18 protein-coding genes are annotated in these 18,174 nt (G+C 68.1%); 15 read left to right on the plus strand and 3 right to left on the minus strand.

All coding sequences use genetic code 11. The features are described from left to right. Positions 1-78 precede the first annotated feature (78 nt). The 9 genes from QM732_RS23670 (at position 79) to QM732_RS23710 (ending at position 9,134) form a co-directional block, all read left to right on the plus strand. Positions 79-1,425, plus strand: a complete 1,347-nt coding sequence (locus QM732_RS23670; protein ID WP_415658540.1) for a DUF4397 domain-containing protein — start codon at positions 79-81, stop codon at positions 1,423-1,425. A gap of 170 nt (positions 1,426-1,595) precedes the next feature. Further along, positions 1,596-2,297 (plus strand): hypothetical protein, encoded by a 702-nt coding sequence (locus QM732_RS23675; protein WP_415658541.1) that lies wholly within the window; start codon positions 1,596-1,598, stop codon positions 2,295-2,297. Positions 2,298-2,340: 43 nt separating this feature from the next. Further along, on the plus strand, positions 2,341-4,962 hold the full coding sequence (locus QM732_RS23680) for a DUF3857 domain-containing protein (protein ID WP_415658542.1): 2,622 nt from the start codon (positions 2,341-2,343) through the stop codon (positions 4,960-4,962). A 6-nt stretch (positions 4,963-4,968) separates the two neighbouring features. Next, positions 4,969-5,349 (plus strand): hypothetical protein, encoded by a 381-nt coding sequence (locus QM732_RS23685; RefSeq protein ID WP_415658543.1) that lies wholly within the window; start codon positions 4,969-4,971, stop codon positions 5,347-5,349. Positions 5,350-5,357: 8 nt separating this feature from the next. Continuing rightward, on the plus strand, positions 5,358-5,573 hold the full coding sequence (locus QM732_RS23690; RefSeq protein WP_415658544.1) for a cysteine-rich CWC family protein: 216 nt from the start codon (positions 5,358-5,360) through the stop codon (positions 5,571-5,573). 62 nt (positions 5,574-5,635) lie between these two features. Then, complete coding sequence (locus QM732_RS23695; RefSeq protein ID WP_415658545.1) at positions 5,636-6,508, plus strand: DMT family transporter; 873 nt, start codon at positions 5,636-5,638, stop codon at positions 6,506-6,508. Then, positions 6,505-8,172: a long-chain-fatty-acid--CoA ligase gene (locus tag QM732_RS23700; protein ID WP_415658546.1), complete on the plus strand. Its 1,668-nt coding sequence runs from the start codon at positions 6,505-6,507 to the stop codon at positions 8,170-8,172. Before QM732_RS23695 ends, QM732_RS23700 begins: the two co-directional genes overlap by 4 nt. Then, a complete protein-coding gene (locus QM732_RS23705; RefSeq protein WP_415658547.1) occupies positions 8,169-8,741 on the plus strand; it encodes a nucleotidyltransferase family protein in 573 nt (190 codons plus the stop codon). The genes QM732_RS23700 and QM732_RS23705 overlap by 4 nt, the downstream gene beginning before the upstream one ends. A gap of 45 nt (positions 8,742-8,786) precedes the next feature. Continuing rightward, the gene (locus tag QM732_RS23710; protein ID WP_415658548.1) at positions 8,787-9,134 is read left to right on the plus strand and encodes a GFA family protein; all 348 of its coding nucleotides are present in this window, start codon (positions 8,787-8,789) and stop codon (positions 9,132-9,134) included. Positions 9,135-9,149: 15 nt separating this feature from the next. Here the strand turns inward: QM732_RS23710 and QM732_RS23715 are convergent, their stop codons facing one another. Then, the gene (locus QM732_RS23715) at positions 9,150-9,476 is read right to left on the minus strand and encodes a DUF2834 domain-containing protein (RefSeq protein ID WP_415658549.1); all 327 of its coding nucleotides are present in this window, start codon (positions 9,474-9,476) and stop codon (positions 9,150-9,152) included. 110 nt (positions 9,477-9,586) lie between these two features. Here QM732_RS23715 and QM732_RS23720 point away from each other — a divergent pair, with 110 nt between their 5' ends. The 5 genes from QM732_RS23720 (at position 9,587) to QM732_RS23740 (ending at position 14,622) form a co-directional block, all read left to right on the plus strand. Continuing rightward, complete coding sequence (locus tag QM732_RS23720; protein WP_415658550.1) at positions 9,587-10,393, plus strand: helix-turn-helix domain-containing protein; 807 nt, start codon at positions 9,587-9,589, stop codon at positions 10,391-10,393. 597 nt (positions 10,394-10,990) lie between these two features. Then, complete coding sequence (locus QM732_RS23725; protein WP_415658551.1) at positions 10,991-11,824, plus strand: TrmB family transcriptional regulator; 834 nt, start codon at positions 10,991-10,993, stop codon at positions 11,822-11,824. Further along, a complete protein-coding gene (locus QM732_RS23730) occupies positions 11,821-13,092 on the plus strand; it encodes an aspartyl protease family protein (protein ID WP_415658552.1) in 1,272 nt (423 codons plus the stop codon). Before QM732_RS23725 ends, QM732_RS23730 begins: the two co-directional genes overlap by 4 nt. 148 nt (positions 13,093-13,240) lie before the next feature. Next, positions 13,241-14,020, plus strand: coding sequence for a CPBP family intramembrane glutamic endopeptidase (locus tag QM732_RS23735; protein ID WP_415658553.1), 780 nt, complete (start codon positions 13,241-13,243; stop codon positions 14,018-14,020). A gap of 80 nt (positions 14,021-14,100) precedes the next feature. Next, positions 14,101-14,622: a DUF1697 domain-containing protein gene (locus QM732_RS23740; protein WP_415658554.1), complete on the plus strand. Its 522-nt coding sequence runs from the start codon at positions 14,101-14,103 to the stop codon at positions 14,620-14,622. 22 nt (positions 14,623-14,644) lie between these two features. Here QM732_RS23740 and QM732_RS23745 read toward each other — a convergent pair whose 3' ends face one another. Further along, positions 14,645-15,949 carry a nitrate/sulfonate/bicarbonate ABC transporter ATP-binding protein gene (locus QM732_RS23745; RefSeq protein ID WP_415658555.1) on the minus strand — a complete coding sequence of 435 codons (1,305 nt, stop codon included), beginning with the start codon at positions 15,947-15,949 and terminating at the stop codon, positions 14,645-14,647. Continuing rightward, the gene (locus QM732_RS23750) at positions 15,949-17,676 is read right to left on the minus strand and encodes an ABC transporter permease (RefSeq protein ID WP_415658556.1); all 1,728 of its coding nucleotides are present in this window, start codon (positions 17,674-17,676) and stop codon (positions 15,949-15,951) included. The genes QM732_RS23745 and QM732_RS23750 overlap by 1 nt, the downstream gene beginning before the upstream one ends. A gap of 258 nt (positions 17,677-17,934) precedes the next feature. Between QM732_RS23750 and QM732_RS23755 the strand changes: the two genes are divergently transcribed. Next, on the plus strand, positions 17,935-18,138 hold the full coding sequence (locus QM732_RS23755; RefSeq protein ID WP_415658557.1) for a hypothetical protein: 204 nt from the start codon (positions 17,935-17,937) through the stop codon (positions 18,136-18,138). Positions 18,139-18,174 lie beyond the last annotated feature (36 nt).

Here is an 18,174-nt window from a genome sequence, read left to right on the forward strand (position 1 = left end):
TCCTCAGCTTGAGTTCTAATCACGAATCCGCGTTTTGGGAATTCAGCCCGGCGGTTTGGTTTTTTCGGAGAGTTTTCGATGCGATTCACCCCCTGGGCCACGCGACTGGTCCTGACGCTGAGCCTGTCGGCCACTGCATTCCTGACCGCATGCGGCGGCGGCGGCAGCAGCAGTAGCTCGACGCAGATCCGTCTGCTCAACGCCACCCAGTCTTATGCCAACCTCGACTTGGTGGTCAACGACAAGACCATCAACTCCAAGGTCGGTCAGACCACCGTCGGCAGCTACGGCGGCGTGGACACCGCCAACACGGCGACCCAGGTTCAGACCAGCGACGTCGGCAACAGCGTCGCCGCGCTGGCGCCGTCGCTGGCCGGTGACAGCAGCTACACGCTGATCGCCTACGGCTTTGCCGGTGCCGTGCGCACCAGCCTGCTGCAGGAAGCCCAAGATGCGCCGGACTCCGGCAAGGTCAAGGTGCTGGCGCTCAACCTGGCTCCGGATGCGGGCCAGCTGGACATCTACATCACCACGGCCGACACGGCGCTGGTCGATGCCACGCCCTTCTCGACCGGCCTGGTCGGCGGCGCGGGCAGTGGCTACATCCAGCTCAACGCCGGTACCTACCGCGTGCGCGTCACCGGCTACAACAACAAGACCGACCTGCGTCTGGACATCCCGGCCGTCACGCTGGATTCCGCCAGCGTCAACTCGCTGATCCTGACCTCCACCAGCAGCGGCACCCTGGTCAACGGCTACAAGCTGATCCAGAAGGGTGCCGTGACCAGCTATCCCAACGCCCTGAGCCGCGTGCGCATGGTCAACGGCCTGGCCGGCGGCACCTATGCCAGCTCGACCGTGCAGGGCAAGACGCTGCTGTTGAACTCGCCGTCGCCCAACCGGGCCGACTACATCAGCCTGCCCGCTGGCGCCAGCAACCTGGTGGTGAACGTCAATGGCACGGTGCAGAACTTTGCAGCCCCCAATCTGGTGGCCGGCACGGACTACACCCTGCTGCTGTACGGTACCCCGACCAGCCCGCTGTTCAATGTGCTGGTCGACGACAACCGCCTGCCGACCACCAGCGGTAGCGTGAAGATCCGCCTCATCAACGCGCTGTCGGGCAACAACCCGCTGGCCTCGCTGGTGGTGGATTACACGACGCTGGCCTCCAACGTGCTGACCGGCTCCAGCTCGGCCCCGGCGATGATCTCGTCCACCACGGGCTCGACGGTGCAGATCACGTCGCCGCTGCTGGCCAATCCGCTGTACAACCCGGGCACCAACGGCAGCACTACCAGCCTGACCCCGCTGACGGCCAACGGCGTCTACACGGCGCTGATCATGGGCGACTCCACCGTCAACACCGGCACGACGCCGCCCACCATGCCCGGCGCCACCGGCATGTTCATCAAGGACCGCTGATCCCGATCCGGATTCCGGCCTTCCTTCGAAGCCCCTCGCGCCCAAAGGCCCGAGGGGCTTAGTTTTTTTGCTGGCCGGCAAGCCGGATTGCGGCGCTGCGGGCCTGCGCGCCGACAGGGCGCTTGCATCGGCCTGTCCTGTCCGAGCGGCATCGCGGGCATGATGACGTCATGTCCGCACCCACCCGCATCCACCTGCAGCGACTGCGCCTGCTCTGGCGCAGCGCCGGCTGGCCGAGCCAGGACCTCGTCGAGGTGGAGCTGCTTGCGGCCGGCTGGGTGGAGCGCCTGCAGGAGGTCGATGGCCGCGAACGTCTGCGCGTGACCGATGCCGGGGTCGCCCATATCGCCGCCTCGCTGAACCGCAACCGGGCCGCGCGAGATGCGCATGAACTGCTGGTAGAGCGTGTCGCCATCGAGATGCAGCGTGCCGGACGCATCGCCTGGCGCGGCCTTGCACTGCGTGCGGGGCTGCCCGCGCCGGACGCGGCGGAAGGTGGCAAGACGCTTTGGGTCAACGCGATGCCCGACGTCTATTCCCTGCGCAACAGCACCGTCGAGGACTATCTCGAACCTGCCATCCATGAGATCAAGGTCAGCCGCGCCGACCTGCTGGGCGAGCTGCGCCGCCCGGCCAAGTCCGCTGCCTACCGGGCGCTGTGCGGCCAGTGCTGGTTCGTCATCAAGGCCGGCATTGCCGAAGCTGAAGAGATCCCGCCCGAGTACGGCGTGCTGATCGGCCACGACAGCCACCTTGAGCTCGCCCGCCCGGCACCCAAGCGTGCTCACAAGCCCGACTTTGCAACCTGGATGGCACTGGCCCGCGCGACGCCGCTGGTGCCCGACGACGACACGCAAGCCGAGCTTTCCTGAGAAGCTGCCCATAATCGTCGCCACAAGACAAGGGAGGCGCCGGATGATGCGCAGATGGAGGGAATGGCTGTCCAGCGCTTGCCTGCTGTGCGGCCATGCGGCGGGTGCCAACGCTGCGCCGCCGAAGGGCCTGAGCTTCTCGCCAGTACCGGCCTGGGTGGATTCGCAGACGGTGCCACTGGATGCCGTGGCGCCAGCCGATGGCCTGAGCCAGGGCCGGCATTACCTGCTGGCGGACCAACAGGTCCGTGTGGCCGGGGCGATGCTGGCTGACTACCGTCACGTGGCCGCGCGCGCGGTCAACGAGCGCGGTGTCGAGGACATCGCCAACGTGCAGATCAGTTTCGACCCCAGCTACCAGACGCTGGCCATCCACCGCATCGAGGTGCGCCGTGACGGCAAGCACGTGTACAGCGCGCCACGCGACGCCGTGAAGCTGCTGCAGCGCGAGACCAGCCTCGAGTCGTTGATCTTCGATGGCCGGCTTACCGCGCACGTCGCGCTGCACGACGTGCGCGTGGGCGATGTGGTTGAGATGGTGTACACGGTGCAAGGCCGCAATCCTGTCTTCGGCGAACGGCTGTTCGGCGGTTTCGATCTTGAGTGGGGAGTGCCCGTCGCCTACCGCCATGCCCGGCTGCTGTGGCCGAAGGGGCGGCCGCTCTACTGGAAGCTGCACAACGCTGCTCAGCCTGCCAATGTCGCCGAGTTGAACGGGGAGCAAGACCATCGCTGGCGGCTGCGCAATGTGCCGGCTCGTCTCGTGGATAGCGACGCTCCCGGCTGGTACGACCCCTATTCATGGGTCGAGTGGGGCGAGTTCGAGGATTGGGCTGCCGTTGCCCGCTGGGCTGTGCCGTTGTATCGCCTGCCCGCCAAACCGCTACCTGCAGTGCAGCGTGAGGTGGAGCGCATCGCCTCCACGACGACCGACCCCGAGCAACGCCTGCTTGCTGCGTTGCGATTCGTGCAGCGCGAAGTGCGCTACCTAGGCATCGAAATGGGCGCCAACTCCCACGCGCCCCATGCGCCCGACCTTGTGCTGCAGCGCCGTTTCGGCGACTGCAAGGACAAGACCCTGCTCAGCCTTGCGCTGCTGCGCGGCCTTGGCATTCCGGCGCGCGCTGCATTGGTGAATACCGCCCTGCGTCAGGCAGCGAGCGAGCGCTTGCCCACACCAGGTGCTTTCAATCACGTCCTTGTGCAGGCTGACCTCGGCAACCAACGTGTGTGGCTGGACCCCACGCGCGCGCCGCAGGCGGGCAGGGGTGTGGCGCAATGGGTGCAGGCCGATTTTGGGCGTGCGTTGCTTGTTGATTCCGCCACGCGTGAGTTCCTTCCCATGGCTGGCCCGGAAGTTCAGGCCGTCAAGCGCGAGTTGCACACCTTGCTGGATGCCAGTGCGGGCTTTGACAAGCCGGCTACGCTGACCATCACCACCCGGCTGCAAGGCCTGTCGGCCGAGGTTTTCCGCGGCGCGCTGGCCACCACTTCGCGCGACGACCTGCAGAAGCAGTACCTCGACTTCTACGCATCCAGCTACCCCGGCCTGGTCGTGGACCAGCCGTTCACGGTGCGTGACGACACCGACGCCAACGCGCTGCAGTTGGTGGAGTACTACCGCATGCCCACCTACTGGGTGCGCGACGACAAGCGTGCCCGCTGGACCGGCGCAATGGAGGTCCCGGACCTGCACGAGTGGCTACGCCGCCCCAAGGGGGTGAACCGGCAAGGCCCGCTGGCATTGCGCCATCCGGTCGACTTCAAGCTGGTCAGTGAGTTTCGCCTGCCGCAGGCATGGTCCGTCAAGCCCGACGACCTGATTTACGAAGATGCCGCCTTCGTGCTGCGGCGCGAGGAATCCTGGCCCGACAGCAAGAAGCTGGTGCTCACAGACCACTATCAAAGTCGTGCCGATCACGTGCCCGCCGCCGACATTGCGCGCTACGTGTCACAGCTCGACAAGGCCCGCACGGGCGTTGGCTACAACCTCTACTTGGAGGACGTCGCCGCACCTGTCGCCGGTGGTGATTCACCGCATTGGCTGCCGTTGCTGACAGGGCTGCTTGCCCTGGGCGGGTGGGTCTGGGTGGCTTTCCGGCTGTACCGCTGGGATCCTGAGCCCGAGGTGCCGGGGGCACCGGTCCACGCAGCTATTGGCGGTTGGCTGTGGCTGCCGGTGATCGGCCTGCTGGCGTCCCTGGTGCGCGTGGCCAGCACGCTTGTCGAGTCGATCCCGGCGATGACCGTGCAGGTCTGGAGCACGATTGCCCTGACCGGCTCGTCGGCCTATCACCCGCTGTGGGCTCCCACATTGTTGATGGAGATGGTGCTGAATCTCGCAATCTGCGTCGGTGCCGTGCTGCTGCTGCGGCTGATGATCAGCCGGCGCAGCAGCTTGCCCCGGCTCTACATCGGTTGGTGGGTGCTCGCCTGCACGACCATGCTGCTGGATGCGGCGGCGCATCAGCTGATTCCAGCCCTGTCGGACGAATGGACGGGCAAGGACACCGGAGAGCTCGTGCGCAGCTGCTTCTTCGGCGTGGTCTGGATTGCCTACTTCCTCCGCTCCGACCGCGTGCGCAGAACCTTTGTCTGCCGGCGCCTCACCCCTGCCGCTCCATCGCAGGTCGTCGCACAATCGGCACCGGACCTGCCCGCCTGAGCCACCATGGCCTGTGCCGTCGTCAAGAACGCTGTTTCCGCCGATGCCGACGCGTATTTCGTGGCGCAGCCTGAAACCTGCGTGGCAGGCTTATGGCCGCACCTGCGGGGCGGCATGGCTGGTTTCGGCCATCATCCCTATGTCCACGGCAGCTGCCGTGAGGGTGCCATTTTCGAAACCTGCCTCGCCAGCGATGTTGGCAACAGGGGCGACATCAGCATCTTCTGGAACGTGGGCGCCATCTCGGCGAAGTGCAAGCCGTTGCCGGCCATGTTCGGCGAGTGCCATCTTGGCAAGGATGGCGCCGTCGTGAAGGGCCGGGCCGATGCGGACCTTGAATCGCCCGGGCAGCTTTGCGGGCTGCCGATCCAGGGGCGACGCTCATGACAGGCCCCATGCTCGACCTGCGCTGCCCGCGCTGTGGGGGTGACTTCGCATGTGGCGTCAACGCCGGCCATTGCGCCTGCTTCGGTATCCGCCTGACCGATGCGCTGCGTGATGAGCTGGCTGCGAACTACCGCGGCTGCCTGTGTCTTCCCTGCCTGAATGAACTGATCGATGCAGACCAGGCGCGCCAGGCTGCTGTAAGGCCGGCCGGGGCTTCCGACTGACGCGAAGGGTTCCTGGGTGAGACGCGCGGGACCGCTCACCCAGCAGGCATGATGGCTGTCCAATGACCGCACTCGACCGCCTGGCCCCGCCGCTGTTCATCTTCATCTGGGCCACCGGCTACATCGTCGCCAAGCTGGCGGCGCCGCATGCCGATCCGCTGACCTTCCTGTGCTGGCGCTATGCCGGCGTCGTCGCGCTGATGCTCGCCCTCGCGCTGGCGGCCCGTGCACCGTGGCCCGCGCCGCGCGAGATGGCGCATCTGGCGCTGGCCGGCATCGGCATCCAGGCGCTGTACCTGGGCGGCGTGTGGGTGGCCATCCGGCAAGGCCTGCCGGCCGGCACTGCGGCACTGATCGTCAATCTGCAGCCGGTGCTGGTCGCCGCGCTGGCGCCGCTGATCGGCGAGCGCGTCGCGCCGCGGCAATGGGCGGGGGTGGCGCTGGGCCTGGTGGGCGTCATCCTCGTCATCTGGCACAAGCTGGCGTTGGGCGCGGGCTTCGGACTGCCGCTGTTGCTGAGCGTGATGGCCCTGCTCGCCATCACCGGCGGAACGCTGTACCAGAAGCGCTTCGTGCCGCACTTCGACCTGCGCACCGGTCAGGTCGTGCAGTTCGCCGCGGCGCTAGCGGTGACGCTGCCGGCGGCATGGATGCTGGAGCCCATGCGCATCGAATGGAATGCCGAGGTGTTGGTCGCCATGGCCTGGAGCGTGCTCGTGCTGACGGCCGGCGGCATCAGCCTGATGTTCTACATGCTGCGCCACGGCCGTGTGACGGCGGTTAGCAGCACCATGTATCTGGTGCCCTCTGTCACCTCGGTGATGGCATGGCTGCTGTTCGGCGAGACACTGGGCGCACAAGCCATCGCGGGCATGGGTGTGACGCTGCTGGGCGTCTACCTCGTCGTTGCGAAGAAACCGGAGACCCGTGCATGAGCCCTCGTGCGCACTACAAATTCTGGCCGGCGCGCGTGCCGCATGCCATCGAGCCGCCCGCCACGGCGCTGCACGACAACCTGCTCGTCAGCGCGCGCCGCTTCCCGCATCGACCGGCACTGGTCTTCCTGGGCCAGGTGACGACCTATGCCGAGCTGGCCGGCCACGTCGAGCGCGTGGCCGCCTGGCTGGCGCAGCGGGGCATCGCCAAGGGCCAGCGCGTGCTGGTGGGCCTGCAGAACTGCCCGCAGCTCGTCATCGCCCATTACGCCATCCTGTGCCTGGGCGCCGTCGTGGTGCCCGTCAACCCGATGAACCGCGCCGCGGAGCTGAAGCATCTCATCGAAGACAGCGGCGCCGTCCTTGCGGTCACCAGCGCCGACCTCAGCGCCGAATGGCTGGCCGCGGGCATGGCGGCGCGGGACCTGCTCGTCACCCGCCTGGGCGAAGTGCTGCCCGGCGGCTGCGCCGACAACCCAGGCCTGCCTGCGGGCTGGGTCGACTGGCTCAATGCCGACGTGGCCTTGCCCGCCGGCTCCACGCCCTGGGGCGAGGCCCTGGCCTGCGCAGCTTCGCTGCCGGCTGTGGACGTGGGCGCAGAGGACCTCGCGCTGCTGCCCTACACCAGCGGCACCACGGGCAATCCCAAGGGTTGCATGCACAAGCACCGCAGCCTGCAGCACAACGTTGTCGCCGGCGGCCTTTGGGCCAACGTGTGCCACGAGGACGTGGTGCTGGGCGTGGTGCCCATGTTCCACATCACCGGCATGGTGGTCGTCATGCATGGCACGCTGGCGGCGGGCGCGGCCCTCGTGCTGATGCCGCGCTGGCAGCGCGAGTACGCCGCCCGGCTCATCGCCGAGCACCGCGTGACGCGCTGGACAAACATCCCGACCATGGTCATCGACCTGCTCGCCAGTCCGCAGGTCGACAGCTTCGACATGAGCAGCATGGTCAGCATCGGCGGTGGCGGTGCCGCCATGCCGCAGGCCGTGGCCGAGCGGCTGCTGAGCCGCTGGGGCCTGCGCTACATGGAAGGCTACGGCCTTACCGAGACCGCCGCGCCCAGCCACAGCAACCCCTACGACGCGCCAAAGCAGCAATGCCTGGGCGTGCCCTACCTAAGCTGCGACGCCCGCGTCATCGACCCTGACACGCAGCGCGAGCTGCCCGCCGGCGAGGCCGGCGAGATCATCGTCAGCGGCCCCATGGTTTTCGACGGCTACTGGGGCCGGCCCGATGCCACCGCCGCTGCCTTCATCGAGGTCGGCGGCCGACGTTTCTTCCGCACCGGCGACATCGGCTACGTGGACGCCGACGGCTATTTCTTCATGACCGACCGTCTCAAGCGCATGATCAACGCGAGCGGCTTCAAGGTCTGGCCGTCGGAGGTCGAGAACCTGATGCACGCTCACCCGGGTCTGGCCGAGGTCTGTGTCATCGCGGCCCCCGACGCCTATCGCGGCGAGACGGTCAAGGCCGTCGCTGTCAGGCGTACCGGCCACGAAGCGCTGACCGAGTCCGAACTGAGAGACTGGTGTCGCGCGCACATGGCTGCCTACAAGGTGCCTGCACGCATCGAGTTCGTCGACAGCCTGCCCAAGAGCGGTGCCGGCAAGGTGATGTGGCGGACATTGCAGGAGCGCGAGCGCACCAAGGCATGAGCCACGACGAGGCGCGGCTGGCGGGACTGGTGCGCGCGGCACCAGGGTTCATGGAGGCGTTGCGGGCGGGCCGCGAGCTGGGACTTGCGCAGTGGTGCATCGGTGCCGGCGCGCTGCGCAACCTCGTCTGGGACGCGCTGCACGGCCACGCGCATCCGTCCGAGCCTGCCGATGTCGACTTCGCCTACTTCTGCTCCCTGGATCTTGGCGCCGAACGTGATGCCGCATTGCAGCGTCGGTTGGGCGAGCGTCTTCCCGGCCTGCCCTGGGAGGTCACCAATCAGGCCGGCGTGCACCTGTGGTTCGAGCGCTGTTTCGGCCATGCCGTGGCCCCGCTGCACTCGCTGCATGAGGCCGTCGCCACCTGGCCCGAGCCGGCCACGGCCGTGGGTGTCTGGCTGGACGATACCGACGCGCTCCAGATCATCGCGCCGTACGGGCTCGGCGACCTGCTGGGTATGCGCATCCGCCGCAACCCGGTCCGTGCCAGCTTGGAGACCTACCGCCAGCGCTGCGCGAGCAAGCGCTACACCGAGCGCTGGCCGCGCGTCGTCGTGGAGCCGGCCTGAGCGCTAGAGTGCATGGCGCGGCGAACAAGCCTGCAGGAGAACCCCATGCTTTACCAAGGAAGCTGTCACTGTGGACGCATCGCCTTTCATGTCGAAGGCGAGCTTGACGGCGTGATGAGCTGCAACTGCTCGATCTGCCAGCGCAAGGGAGCGCTGATGTGGTTCCTGCCGCGGGTGGCTCTGACGCTGCAGACGCCCGACGAGGCGGCCAGCAGCTACACCTTCAACAAGCACGTCATCCGCCACCGCTTCTGCCCCCACTGCGGCATGCATCCCTACGGCGAGGGCCGCGATCCCAAGGGCAATGAAATGGTGGCGGTGAACGTGCGTTGCCTGGAAGGAGTCGACCTCGACGTCCTTGCTGTGACACGCTACGACGGACGTGCGGCCTGAGCCCGTTCGAGGCGGCTAGCGGCCCGTGGCGCCGGTTGCGGCGCCGTGTGCCGCGAAGTCCGCGCGCTCCGAGGGCCTGAGCAACAGATACAGCAGCGGCCCGAACGCGCCTGTCGCAAGGGTGATGAGCGCGAACGGCCAGAACGTGCGGCCCGTGCGCTTCGCGTCGCGCCAGATGAAGCCCAGTGCGATGCATGACATGACGACCAGGTCGAGCAGCACCTGCCAGGCGCCGATGCTGCCCATGCCGGCCTGCCAGATGCCGAGATAGCCGACCTCCCACATCGCATAGCTCGAAAAGGCGCCGAAGGCGGCGAGGGCGAGGATCAGAACGGTTCGCATGGCAATCTCCTGCGGGTTGACGATGGCGCCATGCTCGACAGCCGCGTGCATCGCCGCAATGACCTCCGGGGTCATCGCGCCTGTGTCCGCCCGAGCCGCAGAATGGCTGCATGACCGCCACCCTCGCCGCCCTGCGCAAGTCGCGCCGCGTCAGCCAGCTTGAGCTGTCGCTGCGCACCGGCGTCTCGCAACGCCACCTCAGCTGCATCGAGACCGGCCGTTCCCGAGCCGGCCGGGAGACGCTGTTCGCCCTGCTCGATGCCCTAGGCGCCACACTGGAGGAACGCAACCAGGCCCTGCTTGCCGCAGGCTATGCGCCGGCCCACGCCCAGCGCGCGCTTGACGCGCCCGAGATGGCGCCCGTGCGCGCCGCACTGGAGCAACTGATCCATGCCAATGGCGCGGCGCCGGCCCTGGTGCTGGACGGCGAGTACAACGTGGTCATGGCCAATGCCGGCCTCGCGCGACTGCTGGCGCTGCTGGGACTACCGGCCGAGCAGCTGCTTGCCCAACCACTGAACCTGCTGCGCGCCGTCTTCGCACCGGGTGGCCTGCGTACGCTGTGCGTGGACGAGGCCTGGCTGTGCAACGAGATGTGGGCTCGGGCCAGCCGCGAGGCCGAGCACCTGCCGCGCCTGCGCGCGCTGCTCGACGAGCTGCGTCCCGAGCTGCAGCCTTGGGTCGCCACCGAGGCGGGCAACCTGCCCGTGCTGGCCTTTCGCCTGCAGGCGGCCGACGGGCGCGTGCTCAGCTTCTTCTCCACCATCACCAGCTTCGGCACGCCGCTTGACATCACGCTGGCGTCGCTGAAGGTGGAGCACCTGTTTCCCGCCGACGAGGACACCCGATGTGCGCTGGCTGAGATTGCTGGTCCCGGCGAGCCTGAAGGATTTCCGCAACGATTTCCCTGGCCCTAGAGGCCCGATGTGGGCATGTGCCGGAGTGCGGCGCCGACGAGATAGGTGCCGAACGCGCCCAGGGCGCACGGCAGGGGGCTTGGCCAGCGTGGACGAGCCCAGCATGCCGACCAGAAACAGATCGCGCGGCGCGGTGACTGAACGACGCTCCTGCCGGCCCATGATGCGGTCGTTTGCATCCCGGCGAGGTAGATCAGCGGTGCCAGCAATGCAACGTACTCGGCCGTGCCCGCAGCGTGCGCACATTGCGCTGACGTCGAGGTCGCTGAGGACGAGCGGGAACGCGCAGGACATCGTCCCGTCCCAGCCAGGAGGCGTGCTGCGGCGCGAACAGCTCGACGGTCAACCGGCAGTCCCCGTCGTTGTCGTGGGCGTGCCCGTCGGTCCGGGGCTCACCGGAATCTCGCAATGCACCTCTTCGTGGACGCCCGGGTGGAGGAAGGTGCAATCGAGCGCCTAGGCGCATGACTTGGCCATGGGGTTCGCTTTGCGGTGACGAATGCACTTGCCAAAACCGACGCGCCTCTCTGGAGCGCCAGGTCATCTAGGCAGTATCCCTGATGGTCATCGATTTGTTAGTTGTAAACAATACTAATAATGAGTGATGACGATCTACAGGGCCGGGCGCTGCTTCCGTTCGGTTTCACCGAACTGGAGTCGCGGGTGTACTGCGCCCTGCTGAGCCAATCGCCAGCGACGGGGTACAAGCTGGCACGCGCCGTCGGCAAGGCGGCCGCCAACACCTACCAGGCGCTCGCCGTGCTGGTTCAGAAGGGCGCGGTCATCGGCGATGAGTCCGAACCGCGCAGCTTCCGGCCCGTGCCGCCCGCCGAACTCTTCTCGCGCCTGCGGCATTCGTTCGACGAGCAGGCGCAGGTGGCCGAGCAGCGCCTGTCAGCGCTGTTCGCTCCATCGCCGGAGGACCGGCTCTATCAGCTGAAGAACCTGCCACAGGCGCTGGAGCGCGCTCGCACGCTGATTGCCAGTGCCCGCGAGACCTTGCTGTTCGACTTGTTCCCTATGCCGCTAGCGCAGCTGCGCCCGGAACTGGATGCGGCCCATGCGCGCGGCGTGCTGGTGGGCGGCACGACGTACGAGCCGCTGGGCGATGCGGGCTTCACGCACCTGTTGTCGCCGGGCGCCGGCTCAGTCGCCGAGCGCTGGCCGGGCCACCAGATCACGTTGATCGCAGACGGCCGCGAAGTCCTGCTGGCCTTGGTGGCGCCCAACGGGCTTTCGCTGCACCACGGTTTCTGGAGCGATTCGGCCTACTTGGCCTGCCTGCACCACTCCGGCCTGGCGGCCGAGATGCGGCTGTCGGCGACGCTGGCAGAAGGGGCGACAGACCCCTTGCGCCGCTTTGGCCTGCTGAGCGCGGCGCCTGACGGGTTGCGCGGGCTGGTGGGGCGCGAACCGGAGTCCGTTGCATGACCTCGCGATCGTCGCTTCTTCCGAAAGCCGCCGCGTCCTGGCGAGTGCTGCTGGTTGTCGCTGCACTGCACCTGGCGGGGACGGTACGGGCCGAGCCGCTGTCGTTGCAGCAGGCACTGAGCAGCAACGATGTGGAGCGCCTGGAACAGCTGGCCAAGTCCTCGGGGCTGCAGGCTGGCGTGGCCCGGGCAGTGGCCTTGTCGCTGCGCCACCGGGACACGCAGGCACGGCCCGCGCTGGAGCTTGCTGTCGCATCTGTGGCCGCTCCAGAGGAGCGCTTCGCGGCGCTGCAGGAGCTTGCGGCCCTGAACACGCGCCAGGGGCGCTATCAGACGGCTGCGCAGGCGCTGGATGCTGCCGCCCGGCTCAAGCCGCTGGATCGGGAGAGCGAGCAGGCGCGCAGCTTCCTGCACGCGCTGGCAGCGGTGCCGCCAATGCGGGTAGAGGCTTCGCCCCGGGCGCGCTTGCCCGTGACGCGTGACGCGGCTGGCCTGGCCCGCGTCAATGGCAGTGTGGCGGGCGGGGCACAGGATTTCGTCGTCGACACCGGCGCGGCGTTCTCTACGGTGACCGTTTCGGCCGCAAAGCGGCTCGGTTTGCAGATGCTGGACACCGAGGCCAGCGTTGGCGGCGTCGCCCGCGATGCAGTGGCGACCCGCTTCGCGGTGGGGGCGGAGCTGCGGCTGGGCCAGGCAGTCCTGCACGACGTCGTATTCATCGTGCTGCCGGACGAAGCGCTCAGTTTCGCCGGCGGCGCCTACCGAATCGACGCGATCCTGGGCCTGCCGGTCTTCCTTCAGCTGGGGCGCCTGGCCATCGAGACGCGCGACGGGCAGGAGCAGCTGATGCTCGGGGCCGCCGCACCGACCACGACGCAGGCTCCGAACCTCATCCTGAGCGGGGTGCAGCCACTGTTGCTGGCGCGCAGCGAGGCGGCAGGGCAGACCTTGCGCCTGTTCGTGGACACCGGTGCACGCAGCAGCCAGCTGTTTCGCAATGCCGCCGACGAGTCGCCGTTGCTGATGAAGGGCGCAGCCGCTCGACCACACACGCTCAGCGGTGCCGGAGGCTCCAGCACCGACGACGAGGCGCGCGTGCTGCCGCGGCTGGATCTGCGGCTCGGCGACAGCGTCGTCGAACTGCACGATGTCGTGCTGCTGTCCAAGGCCGCCACCGACCGGCACGGCGCGGTGGGTCAGGATCTGCTGCGCCAGGGGCATGGCTACGTGATGGACTTCGAGCGCATGTGCCTGATCCTGCTGCGCTAGCGCGCGCCACGCCCACCCACCCAACATCACGACCGAGGCCCATGCAAGCCCCCAACGTCCTTGCTGCTGGGCAGCCCGGCATGCGGCTATGAGTGCAAGGGTCCTGCATGCACCAGCCGGGTGGCGGGCTCGCATTCGCAGGCGCCCGGTGCTGTGCTTCTACTTGCTGACGCTCGGGCTGTCCTGGAGCTACTGGCTCGGCCTGCTGGCTATGGGGCAGCGGGTAGGGCCGGGCTCGCCAGCGACGCACTTCCCGGGGCTGCTCGGGCCACTGGTCGCGGCGCTGATCGTCGTAGCGCTCGAATCCGGGCCGCAGGGGGTGTGGCGCTGGATCGGTCTGGCCTTCCGGTGGCCAGGTCTGCCGCTCTGGTGGCAAGGGCTCTCGCCGCTGCTGCTCGGAGCGCTCGCCTTCAGCCTCCTGCGCCTTGCCGGACATGCCTGGCCGGAGGTGTCGGAGTTCACCCGCTTTCCCGGCCTGCCGCAAGGATGGCCGCTGGCGGCGGTGATGATCGTGATCCTGGTGGTGAACGGCCTCGGCGAGGAGGGCGGCTGGCGCGGCTTCGCCCTGCCGCGGCTGCTCCAGAGGCATGGCCGCTTTGGCGCGACCTGGCGCGTCTGGGCCCTCTGGGCGCTGTGGCACGCGCCGCTGTTCTGGCTCAATCAGAGCATGCACGCCATGCTCGGTCCGACCCTGCTGGGGTGGGCCCTCGGCCTGTTCTGCGGCGCCTTCGTGTTGGCTCAGCTGCAGTTGCGCAGCGCCGGCAGCGTGCTGCCTGTTGCCCTCTGGCATGCCAGCTACAACCTGATGGTGGCTTCCGGGGCCGGAGTGGGCAGCGCCGCCATGCTGTGCAGTGCGGCGGTGATGGCATGGGGGATGGTCGTGGCGCGCCTCTGGTGGCGGGACGAGCGTGGGGGCGCACACGTGTAGGCAAGGCGCCTGCAGTCTTGCGCCGGTATCTGTCGCAGGCGCGCTATCGTTGCCGCCCTTAGCAAGCCACGTCCTGACCCATGCCCCGCTATGTCGCCCTGCTTCGCGGAGTCAGTCCGATGAACTGCCGGATGGCGGTCCTCAAGCGCTGCCTGGAGGCGGCCGGCTTCACGGACGTGAAGACGCTGCTGAGCAGCGGCAATGTCGCCTTCAGCACGCCACGGGCGGCCTCGGCGGCGGCGCTTCAGAAGCGCGTCGAGACCGCAATGCTGGCAGGCGCTGGCTACCGATTCGCGACCATCGTGCGCAGCACCGCGCACCTGCAGCAGCTGCTCCACGCCCAACCGTTCGCGCGGCACGAGTTGCCGGCGGGCGGCAAGTGCGTCGTGACCTTCTTGCGCGAGCCCGATGCGGTGGTGGAGGTCGAGCTGCCCCTCACGCTGGACGATGCCACCGTGCTCGAGCGCAGCGGTGGCGAGGTTTTCTGCGTCTACGTGCCCAACGACAAGGGGCCGGCCTTCATGCGGCTGCTGGAGAAGGCCTTCGGCAAGTCCATCACGACGCGCACGCTGGACACCGTAGCCCGCTGCGCAGAGGCCTGACGCTGCCGCCGTCCGCCGCGTCTCAGTCCTCGCCGGCCTCGGGAAGATGGATCAGCCCGGTGTGGAAGTCGTACTCGAAGACCTCGCCGTAGCGCGCCCATTCGATGGCCACGCGCAGCACGCGCTCCGCCTCGGCGGCGTCCATGCTGTCCATCAGCAGCTTCAGGAAGGGCTCTTCCTTCAACTCGCCGTGGGCCTCCTGCTCAAGGCTGTGGCGGATGAAGGTTGCCAGCGGCACATGTGCGAGCAACTGCTGGCCGAAGATCTCGCGACGGAACTCGTGGCTTCCCTCGACGTAGCGATGACCCAGCGGCGTCATCAGCAGATCGCCGCCGCTGAGCTGCGCCAGGCCCAGGCGATGCAGTGCATCGGCCAGCGGCAGCACGGCCTCGTCGGTGAGCTCGCTTTCCTCCACCAGTTGCGGCAGGTCGGCGCGGCCTTTGAAGGGGTCGTCGGCCAGCAGCTCCAGCAGGCTCTCCATGCGGCCCACCTCGGCTTCGGGCAGGCGATCGGACAGGTGCGGCTTTGCGGGCTCCCCGGCAGCGCCCGGGATGCCGCCAACAGGCGTGGCACTGGTCATCAGCTTGTAGACCTCGTCGATGAGCAGCCGCACCTCCGCACTGTCGGCGCGGCGCGGGCGTGGCAGCGTGATGGGAAGTTCGGCGCGCACGCGGCCCGGGTTGCTCGCGAAGATCAGCACGCGGTCGGCCATCATGACGGCCTCCTCGATGTTGTGCGAGACGACGAGCATCGCCTGCGTGGGCATCTGGCCGCCGTCCCACAGCTCCAGGATCTCGTTGCGCAGTCGCTCTCCGGTCAGCACGTCCAGCGCCGAGAAGGCCTCGTCCATCAGCAGCACGGCCGGCTGCATGACCAGCGCCCGCGCCAGGCCCACGCGCTGGCGCATGCCGCCCGACAGCTCGCGCGGCAGGGCGCCCTCGAAGCCTGCGAGGCCGATCAGCTCGATGGCGGCTTCGGCGCGCTGTGCGCGTTCCGTCTCGCCGACGCCGGCCGCCTCCAGGCCCAGCTCGACGTTCTGCTGCACGGTCAGCCAGGGAAACAGGGCGAAGCTCTGGAACACCATCGCGATGCCATGGGCAGGGCCGAACAGCGGCTGGCCGCGGTAGTGCACGTCGCCGGCATCAGCCGGGATCAGGCCTGCCATGATGCGCAGCAGCGTGCTCTTGCCTGAGCCCGACTGGCCCAGCAGCGCGACGATCTCGCCCTTGGCCAGCGTGAAGTCCACGCGCTCCAGCACCGTGCGCAGGCTGCCGTCTGCGGACTTGAAGCCCTTGGCGACGTCCTTCAGTTCGATCAAGGTGTCCATCAGAAGTGCATCCTTTCTTCAGCGATGCGGTACAGCCTGCGCCAGACCCAGTGGTTGAGCGCCATCACGAAGATGCACATGACGCCGATGCCCAGCGCGATGCGCGGGAAGTCGCCCGCCGTCGTCATCTGCTGGATGTAGCTGCCCAGGCCCGCCGCCTGCAGCTTGGTGTCGCCCCAGGTCACGTACTCGGCCACGATGCTGGCGTTCCAGGAACCGCCGCTGGCCGTGATGGCACCAGTGACGAAGCTCGGGAAGATGGCCGGCAGCAGGTAGCGCCGCCAGGCCAGCCAGCCCTTCAGCCCGAGGTTCTGCGCGGCCAGGCGCAGCTCGGTCGGGATGGTGGAGGCGCCCGCCACGACGTTGAAGAGCAGGTACCACTGCGTGCCGAGGATGATGAGCGGTGACAGCCAGATGTCGGGGTCCAGCCGGTACTTGACGATGACGAGGACGGCCACCGGGAAGACCAGGTTGGACGGGAAGGCAGCGAGGAACTGCGCGATGGCCTGCACACGGCCGGCGATGCGCGGATTCAGGCCAATCCACACGCCTATGGGCACCCAGATCAGCGACGCGACCGCGATCAGCAGCAGCACGCGTGCCAGCGTGTGCAAGCCGAGGCGGAAGACATGCGCGGCTTCGCCCCAGCCGACTTCGGTGTGGATGAAGCTCACCAGGCGCCAGATCGCGAACAGCACGAGGGCGGCGACCACCGCATCCCAGGCACGTGCCCACAACGGGTTGGGCGCGCGCGGTCGGGCGCGGATGGAGCGACCGTCGTAGCGCCGCTTCAGCGGCGCGAAGCTGGCGGTGATCCAGCGTCCCGGCCAAGTCCCCAGCCTTTGCAGCAGCTCGGTGCGGCGCAGCCAGGTCAGCAGCCAGGACTGCGGTGCATGCTCGCTGCCGGACTCCTCGAAGCGGAAGCGGTCGGCCCAGGCCAGCAGCGGCCTGAAGAACAGCTGGTCATACAGCAGGATGCCTATCAGCATGCCCAGGATGGCCCAGCCGATGGCGCCCAGGTCGCGGGCCTCGATGGCGACTGCGATGTAGGAGCCCACGCCGGGCAGCTTGATGTCCTGGCCCGCCACCGAGATGGCCTCTGCTGCGACGACGAAGAACCAGCCGCCGCTCATGCTCATCATCATGTTCCACAGCAGTCCCGGCATCGCGAACGGCAGCTCCAGCCGCCAGAAGCGCTGCCAGCCCGACAGCTGGAAGATGCGCGCTGCCTCCTGCAGCTCCGCAGGCACCGTGCGCAGCGACTGGTAGAGGCTGAAGGCCATGTTCCAGGCCTGCGACGTGAAGATCGCGAACAGCGCGGCCAGTTCCACCCCCAGCAGGTTGCCGGGAAACAGCGCGATGAAAGGCGCCACGGCAATTGCCTGGAAGCCCAGGATGGGTATGGACTGCAGGATGTCCAGCAGCGGCACCAGCACCTTCTCGGCCGCGCGCACCTTGGCCGCCAGCACGGCGAACACGCAGGCGAACACGACAGATGCCGCGAGCGCGATGAACATGCGCAGCGTCGTGCGCAGCAGGTAGTAGGGCAGCCAGGCGACGTCCAGTGTCAGCGGCAGCGGCTCGCCGAGGTGGAAGGGCCGGGTCATCTGGGAAGCAGCAAGTCCCAGCAGGCTTAGGACAGCGAGGACGAGCGGCAGCAACGCCCAATCCCAACGATTGAACGTGGCCTCGACGGCGGGGCGGGGGAAGAAGCGGCGGGCTGGCATGGTGGGCTGCGCAGGCTAAGAGGCCAGTGTCACCGCAGCATGAAGCCCCGCTGTCGCCAGCCTTGCGGCGGACTGGCGCCCGGCCACGCCCGGTTTCAGATCAGGCGTCTTGAAGCCTAACGGCACGGCTTGTCGCCACGGCTTGCAATTCAACCACGCAGGCGGCGCCTTCTCCTACAGGCAGCTGCAGCCGGCGGCCTAGGGTTGGCAGTGTGGCGGTGCGCGGTGCGCCGTCGCATCTCTCGTCAAGGAACCCTCATGTCCAACCAGCGTCAATCCAGCAACAAGCAGCAGCCAGGCGGTCAGCAGAACATTCAGCAGGGTGGTCACAGCCGCGACCCGAGCCCCGGCCAGCAGGGCCAGTCCGGCCCAGGTCGTGACACCCCGCAGCAGGGTGGAACGTCCGCCGGCCGCGACAACCCGAGCCCGCAAACCGGCCAGCAGGGCAGCAAGCCGCGCTGACCGCAAGGTCCGGCACTCAACTCACGCCCTGTCCGG

This window comes from Roseateles sp. (genome assembly GCF_047654805.1).
Classification (GTDB): domain Bacteria; phylum Pseudomonadota; class Gammaproteobacteria; order Burkholderiales; family Burkholderiaceae_C; genus Pelomonas.